17 protein-coding genes and 1 pseudogene are annotated in these 21,278 nt (G+C 40.3%); 17 read left to right on the plus strand and 1 reads right to left on the minus strand.

Translation table 11 applies throughout. From position 1 onward, the window contains the following. Position 1 precedes the first annotated feature (1 nt). Positions 2-250: pseudogene (locus AACT42_RS00690) on the minus strand (IS30 family transposase); the annotation flags it as partial. A gap of 260 nt (positions 251-510) precedes the next feature. Between AACT42_RS00690 and AACT42_RS00695 the strand changes: the two are divergent. From AACT42_RS00695 to AACT42_RS00780, 17 genes are all read left to right on the plus strand, one after another. Then, positions 511-1,326, plus strand: coding sequence for a DUF2971 domain-containing protein (locus tag AACT42_RS00695; protein WP_094134093.1), 816 nt, complete (start codon positions 511-513; stop codon positions 1,324-1,326). A gap of 253 nt (positions 1,327-1,579) precedes the next feature. Then, positions 1,580-1,840 (plus strand): DUF3709 domain-containing protein, encoded by a 261-nt coding sequence (locus tag AACT42_RS00700; RefSeq protein ID WP_176429052.1) that lies wholly within the window; start codon positions 1,580-1,582, stop codon positions 1,838-1,840. Between the two features lie 266 nt (positions 1,841-2,106). Further along, positions 2,107-2,643: a nucleotidyltransferase family protein gene (locus AACT42_RS00705; protein WP_071178897.1), complete on the plus strand. Its 537-nt coding sequence runs from the start codon at positions 2,107-2,109 to the stop codon at positions 2,641-2,643. A gap of 1,592 nt (positions 2,644-4,235) precedes the next feature. Then, the gene (locus AACT42_RS00710; protein ID WP_141192780.1) at positions 4,236-5,180 is read left to right on the plus strand and encodes a D-2-hydroxyacid dehydrogenase family protein; all 945 of its coding nucleotides are present in this window, start codon (positions 4,236-4,238) and stop codon (positions 5,178-5,180) included. Positions 5,181-5,901: 721 nt separating this feature from the next. Further along, positions 5,902-6,279 carry a hypothetical protein gene (locus AACT42_RS00715; RefSeq protein ID WP_094182957.1) on the plus strand — a complete coding sequence of 126 codons (378 nt, stop codon included), beginning with the start codon at positions 5,902-5,904 and terminating at the stop codon, positions 6,277-6,279. Then, positions 6,269-7,048, plus strand: a complete 780-nt coding sequence (locus AACT42_RS00720) for a hypothetical protein (RefSeq protein WP_176432240.1) — start codon at positions 6,269-6,271, stop codon at positions 7,046-7,048. Before AACT42_RS00715 ends, AACT42_RS00720 begins: the two co-directional genes overlap by 11 nt. 2,130 nt (positions 7,049-9,178) lie before the next feature. Next, a complete protein-coding gene (locus AACT42_RS00725; protein ID WP_057573370.1) occupies positions 9,179-9,643 on the plus strand; it encodes a GNAT family N-acetyltransferase in 465 nt (154 codons plus the stop codon). A gap of 660 nt (positions 9,644-10,303) precedes the next feature. Continuing rightward, a complete protein-coding gene (locus tag AACT42_RS00730; protein WP_094182959.1) occupies positions 10,304-11,047 on the plus strand; it encodes a hypothetical protein in 744 nt (247 codons plus the stop codon). 197 nt (positions 11,048-11,244) lie between these two features. Next, a complete protein-coding gene (locus AACT42_RS00735; protein ID WP_033930501.1) occupies positions 11,245-11,592 on the plus strand; it encodes a DUF3024 domain-containing protein in 348 nt (115 codons plus the stop codon). Positions 11,593-12,308: 716 nt separating this feature from the next. Then, on the plus strand, positions 12,309-12,557 hold the full coding sequence (locus AACT42_RS00740; RefSeq protein ID WP_026028286.1) for a DUF3297 family protein: 249 nt from the start codon (positions 12,309-12,311) through the stop codon (positions 12,555-12,557). A 1,331-nt stretch (positions 12,558-13,888) separates the two neighbouring features. Further along, complete coding sequence (gene gapS4a / locus AACT42_RS00750) at positions 13,889-14,842, plus strand: GapS4a family protein (RefSeq protein WP_094133053.1); 954 nt, start codon at positions 13,889-13,891, stop codon at positions 14,840-14,842. Beyond that, positions 14,835-15,950 carry a GapS4b family protein gene (gene gapS4b, locus AACT42_RS00755; RefSeq protein ID WP_094133051.1) on the plus strand — a complete coding sequence of 372 codons (1,116 nt, stop codon included), beginning with the start codon at positions 14,835-14,837 and terminating at the stop codon, positions 15,948-15,950. Before gapS4a ends, gapS4b begins: the two co-directional genes overlap by 8 nt. Before the next feature lie 135 nt (positions 15,951-16,085). Beyond that, on the plus strand, positions 16,086-16,871 hold the full coding sequence (locus tag AACT42_RS00760; protein WP_094167930.1) for a hypothetical protein: 786 nt from the start codon (positions 16,086-16,088) through the stop codon (positions 16,869-16,871). Between the two features lie 132 nt (positions 16,872-17,003). Then, complete coding sequence (locus AACT42_RS00765) at positions 17,004-17,549, plus strand: hypothetical protein (RefSeq protein ID WP_088733287.1); 546 nt, start codon at positions 17,004-17,006, stop codon at positions 17,547-17,549. 960 nt (positions 17,550-18,509) lie between these two features. Beyond that, entirely contained in the window at positions 18,510-18,728 is a 219-nt protein-coding gene (locus AACT42_RS00770; protein WP_202599544.1) for a hypothetical protein, read from the plus strand. Positions 18,729-18,976: 248 nt separating this feature from the next. Continuing rightward, positions 18,977-19,429, plus strand: a complete 453-nt coding sequence (locus AACT42_RS00775) for an NUDIX hydrolase (protein ID WP_094167973.1) — start codon at positions 18,977-18,979, stop codon at positions 19,427-19,429. A 1,107-nt stretch (positions 19,430-20,536) separates the two neighbouring features. Then, a partial coding sequence (locus tag AACT42_RS00780; protein WP_176432241.1) for a hypothetical protein occupies positions 20,537-21,278 on the plus strand: 742 nt, incomplete at its 3' end.

The raw sequence follows: 21,278 nt of genomic DNA on the forward strand, positions 1-21,278 counted from the left end.
TTTAAAGATGCGCATGAATATACTCCAGTGGTGTTCTATACCCAAGTCTTTTGCGTGGGCGCGTATTTAATTTGTGTGCAATTTCGTTGCATAGCTTCTGTGTCACGTGTGACATGGAAGTTCGTTTTGGTAAGTATTGTCGTATCAAGCCATTAGTGTTCTCATTAGTGCCTCGTTCCCATGAATGGTATGGATTTGCAAAGTAAAACAGACAGTTATGATGTTTTTCTAGTTGTGCATNGTTGTTGAAAGGTGGACTTTGTTTTGGCGGCTTATTTATCTCGGCTCCTACTTGGGTTGGTTCTTGAGCTACTCAACCATTGCAATTGTGGCTTTGGGTCGTGTAAATTCAGTTTATCTCATTGAATTTGCATAACAAACGGCTCAAGAGGGATTGCCAACGCGTGGCGACTTTAGTGCAAAATTGAAGTTCAGTGTTTACGGTGTGTTTTTTGAGTTCGGCGGTGCGTTGTCAACCCCTTAGCCGGGCGTTATAAAAAGGAGAACTATTTGAGTTTATTTCACTATACAGATATCCAAGCTTTAAAGTCCATATTAGAGAACAATGAAATATGGATGACGGATATACGGTTCCTTAACGATGCTGATGAATATTTGAATGGGTTGAAAGTTTTGTCTGAAGTGGCAGATAGAGATTTGCCACCAAATATGTTTTACAACGGTCAGTATATAGACGAAGCTCAAGATAGGATTAGTCACTTATTAGCTGAAACAGAGTACTTAGGAATGGATACTGATCCAGTATTCGTATTTTCACTTAGTGAAAACCTTGATTCTTTGAGCCAGTGGAGAGGTTACGGACTTTACTGTATTGAATTTGATGATTCAGTGTTGAGAGAGCATCTTCCTTCTTTGGAAAGGTGTATATATCTACAGAGTGAGAAGTATAAGTTTGCAGAAAGCATAATCACATGGGCTTGTGCTAGCATTAGCTCAGAACTAGGCGAAAATGATGGTTCTTGGACTCAGAAGGCTCTCGACATTTACAATAATATAGCTGCGCAAGGAGCAATATTTAAACACGTTGGCTTTGTGGAGGAATGTGAAATACGTTCAATATATCAGCTTCCTGAAACATCAGATGAAATCCGTTTTCGTACTCGTGGTAACATGATGATTCCATATGTGCCATTCAAAATACCAGCTCATTGTATTAAACGAATACACATAGGACCAATGCAAGAGCAGGAATTAGCAAGTAAATCTCTGAGCGCCTTCGCTCGTCGATATCAAAAGAGAGTACGAATAAATAACCCAGAATATTCTCTTGATATAACATGTTCTGAAATTCCATTTCGGGGGTGATTTTTTATAACAAACTGTTTAAGAGGGATTCGCAACGCGTGCCATTTTTATTATGCGTTGGTTTTGGTGATTAAGGTGGTATGCGGCGGCATTGGTATTGCGTTGCTCACCCCTTAACAGGGCGTTATGCTTAATCCATAAAAAATCAGCAGGTTGTGAATGTCGATTCCTTTGGGATTTCGTTCAGGTTTTGTCGGCAATTCAATATTGTTTTTCGCTGCCTAATGAAGCAGCAATGTATCTGGCGTTGTAAATTCTGAGTGATTGCCTCATTGGGTTTTTGAGTCCACGCGAGGTGAATTTTGCTCTCTCAAGTCGCTTTGAGCAGTTTGGTGCCTTTACTTATTGGCTGAAAGTCTGTCGGCAATTGAGCATTGTTTTTCGCTGCCTAATGAAACAGCAATGTGTCTGTCGCTTTAAGTTTCAGCATCATTGCCTCATTGAGTTGTTGTGCCCATGCGTGGTGAGTGAGTTTGTCGGAGAGGGTTTCCACATTGGCCTAGTTGCTAAATGAAAGCCTGCATTGGTCAGTTCATAGGTAAAAGTTGAGCCAGTTCTAGTTCAATGAAATTCGAAGTTTGGCCAATGATTTCAGTGGGTTATTCTTGAGTTGGTTCAAATGTAAAGTGTTGAAGCTTAAGCATAACAAACGCCTCAAGAGGGACTGTCAACGCGTGGCGTTTCCAGTCCCAATGAGCCGCGGTGGTTGCAGTTGTTGCGTTTGAGTTTGGTGATATGCGTTGCCAGCCCCTTAGGCGGGCGTTATGGCGCAAGGTGAAAATGAAAGGCATCGTTGATTTAATTAGAAAAGATCCCATTCGACTTGAAGCACTAGAATGTGTCTACCAGCTTGAACTGCCTCAATGCTACATAGCCGCAGGTTTTGTGCGAAACCTTGTCTGGGACTCTTTACATCACAACGTAAAGCTGACGCCATTAAACGACATTGATGTCATTTTCTTCGATGCCGATCGTTTAGATTCAGATTATGAAAAATCACTTGAGCTCAAGTTGTCGGAGCAAATGCCCCAGCTCAATTGGCAAGTGAAAAATCAAGCTAAGATGCACTTACAAAATGGCGACAATGCTTACCAAAGCATATTGGATGCCATGAGCTATTGGCCTGAAAAAGAAACGGCGGTAGCGGTGAGAAAAGTCGAGCATGATCGTTACGAATGTATATCAGCCTTTGGTTTCGAGAGTTTATTTCAAGGTTTCATCACACATAATCCTAAACGAGCATATGGAATCTTCGAAAATCGAGTAAAGTCAAAGGGTTGGTTGGCTATATGGCCTAACTTGAGAATTGCGCCATAACAAACGCCTCAAGAGGACTGTCAACGCGTAGCGTTTCCAGTCCCAATGAGCCGCGGTGGTTACGGTTGTTGTGTTTGAGTTTAGTGTTAATGCGTTGCCAGCCCCTTAGGCGGGCGTTATGCAACTCAGGTAAATTTAGGGGTTCAATCTTTTGGATTTCTCCGGCCATTGGTTTTGTGTTGTCGGCAAATGAGCATTTTTACCCTCAAATTCGTGGTTAACTCAAACCGTAAAACAGGCAAATTTCTTTGTTTGCCTCAATCAGTTTTAGCGTTGGTGCGTTGTCAATTTAGCGGGTGCAAAGTGTGGAAAGGGCACGTTAATCGAGCATTTTGCTTTTGCTGAAGTTTTCGCTCGTTGAGTTTGTCTGATTCAAAAGCTTGGTTTGTCGCTGAAAGGTGGACTTTGTTTTGGCGGCTTATTTATCACGGCTCTGGCTTGGGTTGATTCTTGAATCACTCAACCATTGCAATTGTGGCTTTTGGTCGTGTAAAGTCGATTTATCTTATTGAATTTGCATAACAAACGGCTCAAGAGGGATTGCCAACGCGTGGCGGCTTTGGTGCAAAATTGAAATTCAGTGTTTACAGTGTGTTTTTTAAGTTCGGCGGTGCGTTGTCAACCCCTTAGCCGGGCGTTAGGCAAAGTGAGTTTTTATCAGCTAAATCGAGTTGGAGTTGAACGGTAAATTCCATGTTTTCTGGCTTAAGTTAAGCAATAAATAGTCATCACATATTTGTTGTTTCTTGATCGCGTTGGGTTGCTTTTCGTTGTGAATTTAGCGGCAAAATAACCTTCAGCATCCAAGCGTCCGCCGAGCATGCTACGCTCGTCACTTTTCTTCCAAATCGCTCAATTTGAGTTTTTTTGTTTCTTTGCTGATTCAGCATTTTGGTTTATAAATGAATCGGTTAGTTTGTTTCAAGTTTACAAAAAAGCTCGTTCTTTGGTTTTGAAAGTATCGTTGTCAATTGGTTGGCCTAACAAACGGCTCAAGAGGGATTGCCAACGCTTGGCGACTTTAGTGCAAAATTGCAGTTCAGTGTTTACAGTGTGTTTTTTGAGTTCGGCGATGCGTTGTCAACCCCTTAGCCGAGCGTTATGCTTAATCACTAAAAATCAGTGGTTTATGATTGTTCTTTGTTCCCTTGGCTTGTAAGTTTCGTGCTCGTCGGCAAATTGGCTTCAGTGGGCGCTGTTTTCTGGACATCCATTCTTGGGCGCCAAAAATTCTGAGAGTTGCCTCAGTCAATTTTAGGGCAAGCGCGAGGTTATGGCGGTTGGCTCAATCAGCAATTTGATCTTAGGTTTTTGAGTATTAGCGGCCAAAGTTCAATGTCTGATTTTCAAAATCATGAGTCATTTCCGTTTTTTAGGTTTTGGCTTTTGTTTGTGAATCAAGGTCGAGTTAATCTTGGTTTTATCAAAGCGTAAGTCATTGAAGCTTAAGCATAACAAAGCGTTCAAGTGGGATTTGGCACGCGTGGCATTTTCAGTTTGCGTTGGGTTTGGTGGTTAAGGCATTGTGCGGTAGCTTTTGTATTGCGTGCCTGCACCCCTTAACGCGGCGTTATAACAACAAGGAGAGTTCAGTGAAAATAACAGTGTTAGATGACTATCAGGATGTGGTCAGAACTTTAGATTGTTTCGACCTATTATCTCACCATGAAGTGTCAGTTTTGAATGAAACACTCCCTGAACCGGAGTTGGTTGCTCAACTTCAGGAAATAGATGTTCTTGTTCTAATTCGAGAGCGGACAGTAATAACAGAGTCCTTGCTATCTCGATTACCTAATCTCAAAGTCATTAGCCAAACTGGCAAGGTCAGCAACCACATTGATGTTAATTTATGTGAAAAATTTGGGGTTCAAGTACTAGAGGGGCGCGGCTCTCCGATAGCACCTTCTGAATTAGGCTGGGCGGTAATTATGGCTGCTAGTCGTTACATTCCTACTTATTCTGCGAACCTTAAAAATGATAAATGGCAAGACTCAGGTGTTCTGGGTTTAGGTCGAACTTTAAAAGGTTTAAAACTTGGTATTTGGGGTTACGGGAAAATAGGGCAACGAATCGCTCAATATGCTAAAGCATTTGAAATGTCGGTTGTTGTTTGGGGTAGTGAGCCGTCAAGAAAGCTAGCACTCGAACATGGTTTTGAAGCTGCTACTTCAAAAGAAACGTTTTTTACTAGCTCTGATATCGTTTCACTCCACCTACGTTTAAATGATGTGACCCGAGCGTGTGTAAAAGCCACTGACTTAAGCTTAATGAAATCTGACTCTTTATTTGTAAACATTAGCCGTTCAGAACTTGTTGAGTCATCAGCCCTCTACAATGAGCTTGTTTCTGTGCCAACTAAGCGTGCTGCTCTAGATGTCTTTGATGTTGAACCAGCACCACTCGATAGCGAGCCTTTACTTTCGTTGCCCAACGTTATGGCAACGCCTCATTTGGGGTATGTAGAGCAAAATAGCTATGAACTGTATTTCAAAATAGCATTTGAGAACATTTTAGCTTTCGAGCAGGGTTCGGTGTAAGTTTCAACATCGAGGAAGTCGTTGTTATAACAAACAATTTAAGAGGGATTCCCAACGCTTGGCATTTTTGGTTTTACTTCAAATTTAGTGTTTATGGCACAATGCTTTAGGTTTGGTTGGTAGCGTTGCTCACCCCTTAATTGGGCGTTAGCTGAGGTTAAGAAAAACCATAAAATTAAGCGTTTATTTTTCTTAGTCTGAGGCTCTAGCTTTACACCTGAAAGTCAGCACTTTTCCATGTATCTCGCCAGTGGCACTGTTCGTGAAGTGCTTGAACTAACCGAAGTCTTCTTACGGGAAGTGGTGTGTTTGTTTATTTCTTTGGTGTGGCTTCTTTGGTTTTGAAACTCTTTCTCGCTTAAATGGATTTCGCGCACTTGGTTGTTGGCTTCTTCGACATAATTCTTTGTAAATTTAAGCTCTAGAAGCTCGTCAGGTTTTCCTGTTATTTCTTCTTTGCCAAGTGCGTTTCGTGGATTAGGTTTTAGTTTCTCAGTTGTCCGTTTTACTTTGTCGCTTGAAAACAATAATGTGTTTTAAATTAGGCCGTTGGGTAGCAAATCTCCGGCTAAAGTGCAGCAGCTAACAAACGGCTCAAGAGGGATTGTCAACGCGTGGCGGCTTTAGTACAAAATTGAAGTTCAGTGTTTACGGTGTGTTTTTTTAGTTCGGCTATGCGTTGTCAACCCCTTAGCCGGGCGTTATAACGATAAGGAAAGTAATGTATTTTACAAATGAGATGTTAATAAATGGGAACGGGAATGTTCTCTATTTTTATAGAACAGCACGCGAACGTTGGGAACAATTGCTCAATGAGGTTGGCTTTACAAACCCAGTAGAACTAGCAAGCCGATTAACTAATGAGCAATTTTGGTTTGAACACTACTGTGGTGGAAAAGCTATTGGTCAGGAGGTTATGGTAACCACTGGTTTAACTATGTTCTACAGTACGCAAACAGGCTATGGTGAATATGTAAATCACGCATATTTTATCTATCAAGCATTTATGCAAAGTTACTGTAGTGTCGAAGTGAAAAGCATGGCTCAAAAACTTGCTCAAGATTATGGGTTGGTTCAAGGAGGAAGCTATGCCTACTAATGTTTTTTCGACTTATAACAAAAATACATATTTAGATTGGCATAAAGAGCAAGTTGATAATGACTGTGAACTAGAAGCGGAGGTTGTTTCCTTTCGACAAGAATTGAAAGACAACTCTTCTACAGACTTAAACAGCCTTGGTCAGCTATTAAGTCAAATTAAAGCTATCACGGAACCAGAGTGCAAACTACAGTCAGGAGGCTTGCTTACCGGTGAGTTTTTTTTGCCTTTAGGGCAGATTTCTCAAAATAGTGATGTTCTCTATAAGTCCGAAGATTCAATCATAGAAAAGCTTTGGCGAAAGAATTCAACGAGAAATTCTAACTATGTTGGCTTGACCAACCTTCAGCAAGAAATCAATGATTTAGTTAGAACTTCAGTAGTTTGTCCTACTCTGCAACAGGCTAAAATGTACTCTGAACGACTTGAGGCATGGATGAGCTTCATACCCGAAGATGCAAGAAATCAGCATTTTTCCGAAATTGTAAGTGTTGAAGTTGACAAAGAGGCTAAGGCAGCAAGTGGTTATTTTGCCTATCATAGCTTAGTTCGTTTCAAGTCAGGCTTGGTGGTAGAAGTTCAACTATATTCGCAATTAAGTTCGGCTTGGCGAAACCTTTCTCATGTACTTTACGAAAAGTCACGTGTAGGCAATCATACAAACGCAAAGCCCGGTTCGGCTGATGCACGTATGGTTTCACTTGGTCATATGCTTCATTTAGCTGAATGTGAACTAGATCGTTTGGTGGATGAGTTTAAACCGAAATAGCATGAAATTATCGTTATAACAAAGCATTTAAGAGTGATTCGCAACGCTTGGCAGTTTCGCTTCGCTCAAGTATAGCTAAGCGCCGCTCACACCTTAATGCGGCGTTATGCAACTCAGGGAAATTTAGGGGTTCAATCTTTTTAGATTTCTCCGGCCATTCGTTTTGTGTTGTCGGCAAATGAGCTTTTTGATCTTAAAATTCGTGGTTCACTCAAGCCGTAAAACAGACAAGGTTCTTTGTTTACCTCAATCAGTTTTAACGTTGGCGCGTTGCTAATTTTGTGGGCGCAAAGTGTGGAAAGGGCAAGTTTATCGAACATTTTGTACTTGTTGAAAGTCTTGCTCGGTGAGTTTGTTTCATTCAAAAGCTTGGTTTGTTGTTTAAAGGTGGGCTTTGTTTTGGCGGCTTATTTGTCATGGCTCTGGCTTGGGTTGATTCTTGAATCACTCAACCATTGCAATTGTGGCTTTTGGTCGTGTAAAGTCAGTTTATCTTATTGAATTTGCATAACAAACGGTTAAAGAGGGACTGCCAACGCGTGGCGGTTTTTGTTCAAATCGGCCTTTGTGATTACGGTTGTTATTTTGAGTTCAGTGTTTTGCGTTGTCAGCCCCTTAACCGGGCGTTAGGCAAGGTGAGTTTTTATCAGCTAAATCGAGTTTGAATTGAACGGTAAATTCCATGTTTTGTGGCTTAATTTAAGCAATAAATAATCATCACATATTTGTTGTTTCTTGATCGCGTTGGGTTGTTTGTCGTTGTGAATTTAGCGGCAAAATAACCTTCAGCATCCAAACGTCCGCCGAGCATGCTACGCTCGTCACTTTTCTTCCAAATCGCTCAATTTGAGTTTTTTTGTTTCTTTGCTGATTTAGCATTTTGGTTTATAAATGAATGGGTTAGTTTGTTTTAAGTTTACAAAAAAGCTCGTTCTTTGGTTTTGAAAGTCTCGGTGTCAATTGGTTGGCCTAACAAACGGCTCAAGAGGGATTGTCAACGCGTGGCGGCTTTAGTACAAAATTGAAGTTCAGTGTTTACGGTGTGCTTTTTGAGTTCAGTTATGCGTTGTCAACCCCTTAGCCGGGCGTTATGTGTTTGATGAGTTTTTAAGGTCAAAACTACGATTTCATTGAGAATTTGTTCCGTGTTTTCGGCAAGTTGGCTTGGTCGAAATGGATTCTTGAACAACCTGAGATTGATCGTTTTGAAGGTTCTTGGGTTGCCTCAATTTAGTTTTGGCTCTGGTTTGTGTTGAGTTTCGGTGGTTTCAAATCGTTTTAATTGAAATGTCTTTTTGACTGACTCTCTTGCTGAAGTTCAGCTCTGAAAGTCTGATGAAGCAAAAGGTTTTATTATGGCTGAAAGGGCGCTTTCTTTGTTGTTGATTCGCAAGTGGCTCTCTTTGGCTCAGATCGCTGTGAAATTTAGGTTGTGGTAAGCATCGTTTTTGCACGTAACTTATTCAAATTCCTTCGTTTCTACGGTGGTTTACTTTGAATGCATAGTGAAATTCACATAACAAACAATTCAAGTGGATTCTCAACGCGTGGCAGTTTTACTATGCGTCAGGTAAAGTGTTTACGGTGTTATGCAGCGGCTTGGTCAGTGCGTTGTTCACCACTTAATTGGGCGTTATGTTTAATCACGCAAAATCAGTTGGTTGTATCTTTTCTTTGCTCCCTCGGCTGATTGGTTTTGTGTTTGTCGGCAAGTTGGCTTCAGCGGGCGCTGTTTTCTGGACACTTATTCTTTGGCGCTGGAAATTCAGCGAATTGCCTCAATCAATTTTCGGGCAAGCGCGAGGTTGAGGCGGTTGGCTCAATAAGCAATCTGATCTTAGGTTTGTTTAGAACTAGCGGTCAAAGTTCAAAGTCTGATTTTCAAAATCATGAGTCATTTCAGTTTTTTGGTTTTTGGGTTTTGTTTGTGAATCAAAGCTGAGTTAATCTTGGTTTTGGTACAACGTAAGTCATTGAAGCTTAAGCATAACAAACGGTTCAAGAGGGACAGCCAACGCGCGGCATTTTTACCATGCGTTAGTTTTTGTGGTTACGGTGTTATGCGGAAGCTTGGTAATGGCGTTGGCTGCCCCTTAACCGGGCGTTAGCTGAATGGTGGTAAATATCAGCATGATCGAAATTAGAAAGTATCAAGAATCAGATGCGCATGATTTATGGGCTATTTTTTATCATACGGTTCGTAATGTGAACTTACGTGATTATTCGCAAGCCCAAGTTGAAGCATGGGCTCCAGATGATTTTTCTTCAGAGATTTGGCAACGAAAAATGAACTCGCTGTCACCTTTTGTTGCTGAAATTGATGGAAAAATTGTTGGTTATAGTGATCTTCAAGAAAATGGATTAATTGATCATTTCTTTTGTCACCATGAACATCAAGGCCGAGGCGTCGGACGACAGTTAATGGAACATGTACTCAGAATGGGTAAGTCACAAGGAATTACTAGGTTTTACTCTGAGGTGAGTATTACAGCTCGTCCGTTTTATGAGAGATTTGGGTTCAAGGTTGCACAAGAGCAAACCATAGAAGTCCGCGGTCAAAAGCTGTGCAACTTTGTCATGGAGAAATTCAGCTAACAAACGCCTCAAGAGGGACTGTCAACGCGTGGCGTTTCCAGTCCCATTGAGCCGCGGTGGTTGCAGTTGTTGTTTTTGAGTTTAGCGGTAATGCGTTGCCAGCCCCTTAGGCGGGCGTTATGCAACTCAGGTAAATTTAGGAGTTCAATCTTTTTAGGTTTCTCCGGCCATTCGTTTTGTGTTGTCGGCAAATGAGCACTTTTACCCTCAGATTCGTGGTTCACTCAAGCCGTAAAACAGGCAAAGTTCTTTGTTTGCCTCAATGAGTTTTTGTGCTGGTTTGTTGGCAATTCAGCGCGCGCAAAGTGTGGAAAGGGCAAGTTTATCGAGTATTTTGTACTTGCTGAAGTTTTCGCTCGTTGAGTTTTCCTGATTCAAAAGCTTGGTTTGTTGTTGAAAGGTGAGCTTTGTTTTGGCGGCTTATTTATCATGGCTCTGGCTTGGGTTGGTTCTTGAATCACTCAACCATTGCAATCGTGGTTTTTGATCGAGTAAAGTCAGTTTATCTTATTGAATTTGCATAACAAACGGCTCAAGAGGGATTGCCAACGCTTGGCGGTTTTAGTGCAAAATTGAAGTTCAGTGTTTACAGTGTGTTTTTTGAGTTCGGCTATGCGTTGTCAACCCCTTAGCCGGGCGTTAGCTATCTGGAGTAAATTTATGGAATATGAGCAAGATTATAGGCTTTATATTGAGCGCTTAGGTGTCGGCGCTAAAGATACCGTTGCTTCTTCAGTTGATAGCTATGTGTCATATTTAAAATCAGTTGAGTCGTATCTAAATATTGAAGTTAATCCTGCGTCTTTAGCAAATAAGTCTCAAGAGATTGATATTGTTAGAAAGTTGACTCAGTTGAATGTTGTTACTAAAAAAACAGTTTCAAATTATCGTTCTGCTATGCGTCAGTACTCAAATATGGTTGAAAACCTAAATTTGGAGCGAGATGAGAACTATTATCTTTCTTCTTATGAGCTCAATGATCAGCTAAAGTCATCGTTATTCTCAGTTCTTCAAGAGCTTCAAATGACAGAAGTAATTCTTATTGACTGTATATTGCTGGGCTACAGTATAATTCAACAACGAACTAAGGGCGTGCTTGACTTTACTTTCAAAGAGACAGACATACAGAGAAAAGGGCTTAATGCATTAGGCACTCTTTACTGCTCTCTCTTTGGTGATGAACTCAAGCGAGACATCAAACAGATAGCAGATATTAGAAATAATATTGCTCATAGGTATGCCTATGAGCATTTCTCACAATCCATGAATTCTGAAAAGTCGCTCAACAAAGCTGAAATTGTAGACAAAACAGTACAACTATTAAGTGATAAAGCAAAAGCTCACTCGTTGAATTCAAAGCTATTAAGCAACCTGAAGCGTGCAGAATCTGAACTAGATAGCTAACAAAGCGTTAAAGAGGGATTCGTGCCGCGTGGCATTTTTGGTATGCGGTTGGTTTTGGTGGTGAAAGTGGTCTGCGGAAAGTTTGTTTATGCGGCACTCACCCCTTAACGCGGCGTTATGTACTTTTTCTGAAAATATCCTAGTCAGCAGATGGAGCTGGTCGTAAACTTCGGATTTGAATTCTTGGGGTAATAGATATGGCATTCTCAGAAATTGAACAAAAGCGTTACGAAAAGGTAGTGGAAAAGTATCTCGAAAATTGCCGACCACCAGTAGAAATTCGAGATCAACTTGATATTGGCTATCGTCTAGATGGGCAGGCAATCGAAATTTTCGAAATTCGTCCCAGATGGGATGACCCATCAGAAAAACTTGAGCATCCAGTAGCGAGAGTCAAATACTACAAATCGCGGAACGAATGGAAAATTTACTGGATGAAATCAGATTTAAAATGGCATGCATACGAACCGATCCCTGAAGTGAAATTTCTAGAGGTTTTCTTTGAGATATTACAAGACGATGCTTATGGCTGTTTCTGGGGATAATCTCAACCACGTACATAACAAACGCCTCAAGAGGGACTGTCAACGCGTGGCGTTTCCAGTCCCATTGAGCCGCGGTGGTTTCGGTTGTTGTGTTTGAGTTTAGTGTTAATGCGTTGCCAGCCCCTTAGGCGGGCGTTAGGCAAAGTGAGTTTTTATCAGCGATAATCGAGTTTGAATTGAACGGTAAATTCCATGTTCTCATGGCTGGACTTAAGCAATAAATAATCATCACATATTTGTTGTTTCTTGATCGCGTTGAGTTGTTTTTCGTTGTGAGTTTAGCGGCAAAATAACCTTCAGCATCCAAACGTCCGCTGAGTATGCTACGCTCGTCACTTTTCTTCCAAATCGCTCAATTTGAGTTTTTTGTTTCTTTGCTGATTCAGCATTTTGGTTTATAAATGAATCGGTTAGTTTGTTTCAAGTTTACAAAAAAGCTCGTTCTTTGGTTGTGAAAGTGTCGGTGTCAATTGGTTGGCCTAACAAACGGCTCAAGAGGGATTGCCAACGCTTGGCGACTTTAGTGCAAAATTGAAGTTCAGTGTTTAAGGTGTTTTTTTTAGTCTGGCGGTGCGTTGTCAACCCCTTAGCCGGGCGTTATATGTCATCTAGTTCTGCGCTCTATACCGCATATGAAATAGCATCTTTACTTTGTTGAGCGGTCGGCTTGTATTGTCTACAATAGCGCACTTTTTTACATATTTTAGGTTATGAATATGAACGACACTACAGCTAAACCCGCTTTGCCGGATCACCTTGCGGGTAATCCTCGCAGCCCACACTATGTAGCGGAGTGCTTTGAACACCACATTGGCATTCGTCTAAATGGCAAAGAACGTACTGATGTTGAAGAATACTGCATTAGTGAAGGGTGGGTGAAAATTCCTTCACCGAAAGCTAAAGATCGTTTTGGCCAGCCGATGCTGATTAAGTTAAAAGGTGAAGTTGAAGCTTTTTATAAATAAGCTGCATTTTATACCGTCCGCATGCAATGTGTTGATAACTATGTAATTCAATGCATTGCATTCAAGATCTAGCTAGGTTCTTCATCCAAACATATAACAAACGGCTCAAGAGGGATTGTCAACGCGTGGCGACTTTAGTGCAAAATTGAAGTTGAGTGTTTACAGTGTGTTTTTTGAGTTCGGCGGTGCGTTGTCAACCCCTTAGCCTGGCGTTATGTTTAATCACGTAAATTCAGTGGTTTATGATTTTTCTTTGTACCATCGGCTTGTTAGTTTCTAGTTTTTCGGCAAGTTGGCTTCGTTTGGCGCTGTTTTCTGGACATTTATTCTTTGGCGCTGGAAATTCAGAGAATTGCCTCAGTCTATTTTCGAGTAAGCGCGAGGTTGGTTCGGCTGGCTCAATCAGTATTTTGAACACAGGTTTTTGTGCTTGAATTGCCGAAATTCGAAGTCTGTTTTTCAAATCTATGAGTCATTTCAGTTTTTTAGGTCTTGGCTTTTGTTTGTGAGTCAACGCTGAGTTAATCTTGGTTTTGGTAAAACGTAAGTTATTGAAGCTTAAACATAACAAACGGTTCAAGAGGGACAGCCAACGCGCGGCATTTTTATTATGCGTTGGTTTTTGTGGTTACGGTGTTATGCGGAAGCTTGGTAATGGCGTTGGCTGCCCCTTAACCGGGCGTTAGCTGAGGTTAAGAAAAATCATCAAATTACGTGTTTATTTTTCTTAGTCTGAGGCTCTAGCTTTACACCTGAAAGTCAGCACTTTTCCGCGTATCTCGCCAGTGGCACTGTTTGTGAAGTGTTTGAACTAACCGAAGTCTTCTTACGGGAAGTGATGTGTTTGTTTATTTCTTTGGTGTGGCTTCTTTGGTTTTGAGGCTCTTTCGCGCTTAAATGGGTTTTGCGCACTTGGTTGTTGGCTTCTTCGACATAATTCTTTGTAAATTTAAACTCTAGAAGCTCGTCAGTTTTCCTGCTATTTCTTCTTTGCCAAGTGCGTTTCGTGGGTTAGGTTTTAGTTTCTCAGTTGTCCGTTTTACTTTGTCGCATGAAAGCAATAATGTGTTTTAAATTAGGCCGTTGGGTAGTAAATCTCCGGCTAAAGTGTAGCAGCTAACAAGCGGCTCAAGAGGGATTGCCAACGCGTGGCGGCTTTAGTGCAAAATTGAAGTTCAGTGTTTAAGGTGTGTTTTTTAAGTTCGGCGGTGCGTTGTCAACCCCTTAGCCGGGCGTTATGCGTGCTTATCAAGTCCAATGCATATTAACGTGGCTATATTATGCAACTATATTTATAATTGTACGGAAATGTTGTATTTAAGGGGTAGATTGTGGCTGGAGAACGTTCTAAGACTATTGGTGAAGTCGGTGAAAGTATTGCTGAAAATTTCTTTAATAAAATTGGTTGGGGGTTACCTCAAAAAGGAGTTTATTATCCTTGTATAAAGCCTCAGAAGCATGCTCTTTCAACTTCTAAAAAAGGTGAAAAAACACAGCATGGGATTGATTTTCAAGTTTCTTACAAGTCTTCACTGGAGTCAGAAACGCTGAATAATCTTATTATTTCTGTTAAACATTCCAAAGATAGCAAGTATCCCGCGTCAGCTACTGACAAATTTAAAGGGTACATTCGAGATTTGGTACATACAAGAGAGTGTTTTTTACGCTCTGCTGAGCGAAGAGAGTCAAATATGACTCATAAAGGTTGCAAGAGAATTAATGATATTCCCGTATTGTTTTATATATCTAGTTACGACCATGAAGATTTTGACTTTGTCTCAAAGCTTCAAAGTAGTAAGTTTATGAGTGAATATGACATAAGTGAATTATATGTAGTGGATAACCGTAGAGTATCCTTTGTTCTCAATGTGCTATCATACATTGAAAGTAAGCATTCAGATTGGGAATGGTACTTTTTTCAACCACTCACTGGCATGAATATAACAGATAATACGATTATGCAACATAATAAGAAAATGCAAGTAGAGTTCTTGAATAGCCCATTTATTCCATTTTTGTTAAAAAAGAATATTGGTGGTCATGAAACTTGTAAATTTCTAGTCGCATCTATCGATGACTTTTCTGAAAATAACCTTGCCAAGCTTATAACATATTGTCGCCAGAATACTAACGACAGCGTCAGCGATGTGGAGATTGTTACTGGTGATTATTTTCCTGATGACCATGATTCAATAAAACGTAAAGTATTATCTGCCAATGAAACAGAGTTAAATGTATCACTTGGAAACTTTAAACCTAACTTTAGGAGTTTGGCAAATGTCTGATTTCTTTATTCCTACTGGCGATTACTTAAGGCAGTTTATTGGTAATTCTATGATAAAGCCAAGTGATATCAGAGATATTTTGAAAAAGAGAGGTATTTTTTCGTCATCTAATGACAAAAAAATTCTTGGTCCTTTGTTAGTTAAAACTGGTATATCTCCCGATGAATTTGAAAGCTTAAAAGAGTCAATTCAGACAAAAGAAGAAAATCCTAAAGTCCAAACTAGGAAACTAGTCTGGAATAGCGATGAAACTTTAGTTAACGCAATACCTCATGATTTCGACTTCTCAGGTTTAATCGAAGATCCATTTGGAATTTCTACTGTGGATAATGATCCATGCTTTTCGCTAGCCGGAGATGGAAAAGATCACAATCATTTAGTTGCAGACATTGTTATAAAGCGAACAGATAAAACTAAAAACTTTGGTGATGACACTAGTTATCACAATTGTTCTATTGAATTAAAACTTGATGATAACAATAACGTTGATTTGAATATCACAATTAAACACTCATCTAAAGAAAGTCTTAGTGTAATTAACAAGGTTTCATCTAGAGTGCATAATCATTTAAAAAGTAATGGGTATGTTTCTGAAGAGCCAATGAAAAAGATTCTATTTGGTGATTTTACCAATGAAAATCGAGTTGATTTTCTCATTGAGCTAGCTAAGTCAAAAGAGATGTATTTGTATTATAAAGATATTAAGAAAATTTATTTTGCTCCCGATGAGCACGTTAAAGGAACAAAGCCTCAAGAAATTGAGTGGTTTGAAAAAAAAGTCAAAGACTTGATGTTTAAAGGTGAAAAGCTAGATTCTAGTATTTATCTGATAAAGCCAGAGCTAAAGAAGCACCTGAAATTGTACAGTATAAGTTCTAGCCATGAGCTAAATGACTCAGATCATCAGGGTACTTGTGTGTTGAACCTTTATTTCCAAGGAATGGACGCGAATAGTGAGTTGATGATGGAGGTCGATGGTTTGAATATTCAACATAAACTAGCTAGTGAAAATAAGTCAATTATTAAGTTGCAGGTTCTAAAGTTTTTAGAAGCCAAAAAACTAGAACTTTACGATAAATACTCACATAAAGCACAATCGCACGCATAACAAACGCTTCAAGAGGGACAGCCAACGCGTGGCATTTTTACTGTGCGTTGGTTTTTGTGATTACGTTGTTATGCGGTAGGTTGGTAGTAGCGTTGGCTGCCCCTTAAGCGGGCGTTAGCTGTTACGAGAAAAATTATGAATAGTAAGCTAGATCTAAGTTTGGTGGTTTATGGGTTAGCTTTGTTCTCCGGAGTGTCCTATCTCTGGGGGTTTTGGCTCAACTTTGAAGTGAATATTTTGTCCTATATAGCACTTACGGATGTAATTAAAGCTTCTGTATATCCAGCTTTACCAGCCTTAGCTATTTTAGCATTTTATTCCGCTATGGACGGGTTTAACTCAATGTCTAAAGGCGAGCACGACATGTTTGTCGCCGAAGGTGGTGTTTCTAAAGGGTATGCGTATTTTTTGAAAATTTACTGCGCTTTGTGTTTTTTGCTCGGACTAGGAAATGCTATCTTTCTAATTGTTGCTAATGAGGGTTATTTTCGCCTTTTGGGCGTCTACCCTCTAGTTTCAATATGCCTTTTCTTATATTTGGTCTTTAGCAATAAGTTTTTGTTGTCTATCCCAGTTAAGTCTCGAGTGTTTGTTATCAGTGTTATTTGTTTCCTACCTACTTATTTGTTCAATAAAGGACATACAAACGGCTCTTTAGTCTCCGACCATAATGCTGTTGGACAGTACGTCGTTGCAGACGGTTATTGCTCTTCAAGTGAAGGTAACAAATTTCGGTTCATTAGTGTTATGGGGGATAAGTTGTTTGCTACTTCCTCAAAAGATAAAAGTATTTGTGTGAGAAAAGCTGAGGATTTTCTGCTTGTTAAATACAACGTTCCTACAGAAGCAAATAAGTCTCATCACGCAACAGATGCAAGCAATGAAAACACAGCTAACAAGTTGCTTAAGAGTGATTCGTAACGCGTGGCATTTTTACTTTGCGGTGGCTTATGTGATTAAGGCACTGTACTTTAGCTTTTGCATTGCGTTACTCACACCTTAATTGGGCGTTATATTCCACAAGCTGATCGGTGAACTTTTTAAGGACAAAGGATGAAATATATTGAAATTCCCAAGTATCTTCATGAGGTCTTTGGTGAAAAGCAATCTTTAATTGAAATTACTTGTACGGCAATATTTGCCTTATTTGGTAGTTTTCTAATTTATTTTCAGTTTTATCGTCCTATAGCCCATGAAAATGGTTGGTTGACAGCGTTAGGTTTCATTCTAATTGCTGATGTGTTGGCTGGATGTATTGCAAATTTTAGCCGAGGCACAAATAAGTTTTACGCAGAAAGGAGCAAGGGACGCTTTCTTTTTATTGCTATACATATTCATATCTTAGCGATAGCGTGGCTTCTTTCTGCACCCTTAGAGTATGCGTTTCTAATCTGGGCCTACACAATAATATCTGCCTTAGTGGTAAATGCTTTAAAGGACAATCGTATCCAACTGTTCATTTCTGCAAATCTAATGTGTAGTGGTTTGTTATTACTTATGTTTTTACCGTTACCCACTTGGTTCTTAATCACCAGCACGTTCTTTTTGATTAAAGTCATGTTTAGTTTCGCCGTGGATCATTATGGCAATCAGGGTTAGATATGTAGCCTATCATGGTTAAGTNCAATTGGTTTTAGTGTTGGCGCGTTGTCAGTTTAGCGGGCGCAAAGTGTGGAAAGGGCAAGTTTATCGAGTATTTCGCATTTGCTGAAAGTCTTGCTTGTTGAGTTTGTCTCATTCAAAAGCTTGGTTTGTTGCTGAAAGGTGGACTTTGTTTTGGCGGCTTATTTATCACAGTTCTGGCTTGGGTTGGTTCTTGAATCACTCAACCATTGCAATTGTGGCTTTTGGTCGTGTAAATTCAGTTTATCTCATTGAATTTGCATAACAAACGGCTCAAGAGGGATTGCCAACGCTTGGCGACTTTAGTGCAAAATTGAAGCTCAGTGTTTACAGTGGTTTTTTAAGTTCGGCGGTGCGTTGTCAACCCCTTAGCCGGGCGTTATGCAACTCAGGGAAGTTTAGGGGTTCAATCGTTTTAGATTTCTCCAGCTATTTGTTTTGTGTTGTCGGCAAATGAGCATTTTTACCCTAAAATTCGTGGTTAACTTAAACCGTAAAACAGGCAAGGTTCTTTGTTTGCCTCAATGAGTTTTGGTGCTGTTTTGTTGTCAATTCAGCGTGCGCAAAGTGTGGAAAGGGCAAGTTTATCGAGCATTTTGTACTTGCTGAAAGTCTTGCTTGTTGAGTTTGTCTCATTCAAAAGCTTGGTTTGTTGCTGAAAGGTGGACTTTGTTTTGGCAGCTTATTTATCGCAGTTCTTACTTGGGTTGATTCTTGAATCACTCAACCATTGCAATCGTGGCTTTTGGTCGTGTAAAGTCAGTTTATCTCATTGAATTTGCATAACAAACGGCTCAAGAGGGATTGCCAACGCTTGGCGGTTTTAGTGCAAAATTGCAGTTCAGTGTTTACAGTGTGTTTTTTAAGTTCGGCGGTGCGTTGTCAACCCCTTAGCCGGGCGTTATGTGCTTTTGCCTAGAAATTAGGAAATTCACAATGATTAAGTTACGTCAAAGTGGAAAGGTGTTCAGTATGGATAGTTTTGAGTCAAAAGGTGAGTTGTTACGAAATCACGCCAAAGGTTTAGTTGTTGAGTTTATGCAAAGTCATCCTGACTGCTCCCCAAACAGCCTTGGAATGAAGCAGGCAGACGTTGTGGTCTTGGCTGGGGAGAGCAGCGTAAAGCAAGCCCATCGAACCAGCAATATTGGCTAGTAGCCTTGCTACGACAGCTTGAGCAAGAAGGTGTAGTTGTTCAGGTGGTAGAGTCTGGTCCTTGGAGACTCTGCTAACTCAAAGAGTACGCACATAACAAACGGTTCAAGAGGGACAACCAACGCGTGGCATTTTTACTATGCGTTGGTTTTTGTGGTTACTGTGTTATGCGGAAGCTTGGTGTAGCGTTGGTTGCCCCTTAACCGGGCGTTAGCCGACAAGCGGAAATTTCAAATTCAGAGGTAAATATGATTCCATTAAATTCATCTGTTGTTTCAGGGGTGGCAGTCTCGGAAATTGATGGTGAAATGAAGCTTCTACTTATGAAGCGAGTAAAAGGTGGCTTCTGGTGTCATGTTGCAGGTTCAATTGAACAAGGCGAAACAGGCATTGACGCCATCACTCGAGAGTTCAGAGAAGAAACACAAATTGAGGCTTCAGCCCTATATAATGCTCAGTTTCTAGAACAATTCTACGAAGCCAGTGTTAATGTTATTCAGCTCATACCTGTTTTCGTAGTGATGTGCCCACCAGAGCAAGGGGTGGTTTTAAATGAAGAACATACAGAATATAAGTGGTGCAGTTTAGACGAAGCTCTTGGATTGGCTCCATTTCCAAACCAACACGAAGTGTATAAGCATGTTTGGTCGTATTTCGTAGAAAAGCCAGCTAATGCACTCTATCGTGTAGATGTCGGCTAACAAACGGCTCAAGAGGGATTGCCAACGCGTGGCGACTTTAGTGCAAAATTGCAGTTCAGTGATTACGGTGTGTTTTTTGAGTTCGGCAATGCGTTGTCAACCCCTTAGCCGGGCGTTAGGTGTCAATTGATGGAGTGTCAATTCAAGGAGAGAATATGAAGTGTCCATATTGCGGTGTGAGAGTTAGCTACTTTAAAGCATGGAAAATTAGTCGTTGGAAAAACCATGTCTGTCTAAATTGCGGTGGTGAATCTAGCACAACGACAGGCAATGTTGTCTTGATGGTGGCTTGTGTATTGGTGCCTCTATTTTCGATAGACATGTTGTTTTCGAGCCTGCAACAACCGTTGCACCGAGGCCTGTATCTTGCTCTGGCAATATTATTATCTTACATAGCCCATAGATATATTGGGAAGCTTCAAAAAAGTAAGCAACAAAACACCTAACAAACGCTTCAAGAGGGACAGCCAACGCGCGGCATTTTTATCATGCGTTGGTTTTTGTGATTCCAGTGTTATGCGGAAGCTTGGTAGTAGCGTTGTCTGCCCCTTAAGCGGGCGTTATGCAACTCAGGTAAATTTAGGGGTTCAATCTTTTTTAGATTTCTCCGGCCATTCGTTTTGTGTTGTCGGCAAATGAGCTTTTTTATCCTCAAATTCTTGGTTAACTCAAACCGTAAAACAGGTAAGGTTCTTTGTTTGCCTCAATGAGTTTTTGTGCTGGTTTGCTGTCAATTCAGCGTGCGCAAAGTGTGGAAAGGGCAAGTTTATCGAGCATTGCGCACTTGCTGAATGTTTCGCTTGTTGAGTTTGTCTCATTAAAAAGCTTGGTTGGTTGCTGAAAGGTGGGCTTTGTTTTGGCGGCTTATTTGTCATGGCTCTGGCTTCGGTTGGTTCTTGAATCACTCAACCATTGCAATTGTGGCTTTTAGCCGTGTAAAGTCAGTTTATCTCATTGAATTTGCATAACAAACGGCTCAAGAGGGATTGCCAACGCGTGGCGACTTTAGTTTAAAATTGAAGTTCAGTGTTTAAGGTGTGTTTTTTGAGTTCGGCGGTGCGTTGTCAACCCCTTAGCCGGGCGTTAGCAATTTTCAGAGGGGGCGGTGTGGAAAGTAATGATTTGATGAGAAAGATAAATTCATTTGCGCAAAGGTCTTTTAGAGACAATGCGGATCGCGATTATATACATGCACGTATGGCATATAGAGCTGAATTGTATCCTCAATTTCTTTGGTCATCGTTACATGCTCTGGAAAAATATGCTAAATGCATACTAATTTTAACTCGCACAGAAAGAGTTCATATAAAAAAGAAACAATTTGATGATGTTGGTCATGAGGTTTTAAAAGCTCTGGAGTTGCTTAAAAATAAAGTAGATATTAATTTATCAGAGCAGACTTTAGATTTTATTAAACGCTTGGGAAATGGGGCCAGATTTCGTTATTTAGAAGTTTCATGGCATGCAGAACAAGCCGAACTAACAATACTGGATAGGGCTGTTTGGGAACTTCGACGATACTGTAATTCAGGCTTGTATTGTTATAAGAACTCGCCAGAAACGCAATGTGTCGACAGTAAAATACTACCCCTAAAAGACATCGTAAACTTAACGCACGAGAACACTTATATACCCGATGGCCGTATCGAAAAGCTTCTTAAACTGAGATCTAATCCAGCGAGAAAAGAATTGGTCTGGAATAACCTTTACTATTCAAATTCCAACAGAAAAATAGTTTTGATTAAATCAAACTTTATGGCTGAGAATTCGTCATTTTTCTTATATCCAGAGTTGTTAGACGAAGTTGTGAAATATACGAGGGTACCTAAAGAAATTATTAATTCATATA

This window comes from Vibrio sp. V15_P4S5T153, from assembly GCF_963874485.1.
Classification (GTDB): domain Bacteria; phylum Pseudomonadota; class Gammaproteobacteria; order Enterobacterales; family Vibrionaceae; genus Vibrio; species Vibrio anguillarum.

Coding starts and splice junctions, on each gene's coding strand:
- AACT42_RS00705 (WP_071178897.1), top strand. CDS start 2,107: ATGAAAGGCATCGTTGATTTAATTAGAAAAGATCCCATTCGACTTGAA.
- AACT42_RS00715 (WP_094182957.1), top strand. CDS start 5,902: ATGTATTTTACAAATGAGATGTTAATAAATGGGAACGGGAATGTTCTC.
- AACT42_RS00720 (WP_176432240.1), top strand. CDS start 6,269: ATGCCTACTAATGTTTTTTCGACTTATAACAAAAATACATATTTAGAT.
- AACT42_RS00725 (WP_057573370.1), top strand. CDS start 9,179: ATGATCGAAATTAGAAAGTATCAAGAATCAGATGCGCATGATTTATGG.
- AACT42_RS00730 (WP_094182959.1), top strand. CDS start 10,304: ATGGAATATGAGCAAGATTATAGGCTTTATATTGAGCGCTTAGGTGTC.
- AACT42_RS00735 (WP_033930501.1), top strand. CDS start 11,245: ATGGCATTCTCAGAAATTGAACAAAAGCGTTACGAAAAGGTAGTGGAA.
- AACT42_RS00740 (WP_026028286.1), top strand. CDS start 12,309: ATGAACGACACTACAGCTAAACCCGCTTTGCCGGATCACCTTGCGGGT.
- gapS4b (WP_094133051.1), top strand. CDS start 14,835: ATGTCTGATTTCTTTATTCCTACTGGCGATTACTTAAGGCAGTTTATT.
- AACT42_RS00760 (WP_094167930.1), top strand. CDS start 16,086: ATGAATAGTAAGCTAGATCTAAGTTTGGTGGTTTATGGGTTAGCTTTG.
- AACT42_RS00765 (WP_088733287.1), top strand. CDS start 17,004: ATGAAATATATTGAAATTCCCAAGTATCTTCATGAGGTCTTTGGTGAA.
- AACT42_RS00770 (WP_202599544.1), top strand. CDS start 18,510: ATGATTAAGTTACGTCAAAGTGGAAAGGTGTTCAGTATGGATAGTTTT.
- AACT42_RS00775 (WP_094167973.1), top strand. CDS start 18,977: ATGATTCCATTAAATTCATCTGTTGTTTCAGGGGTGGCAGTCTCGGAA.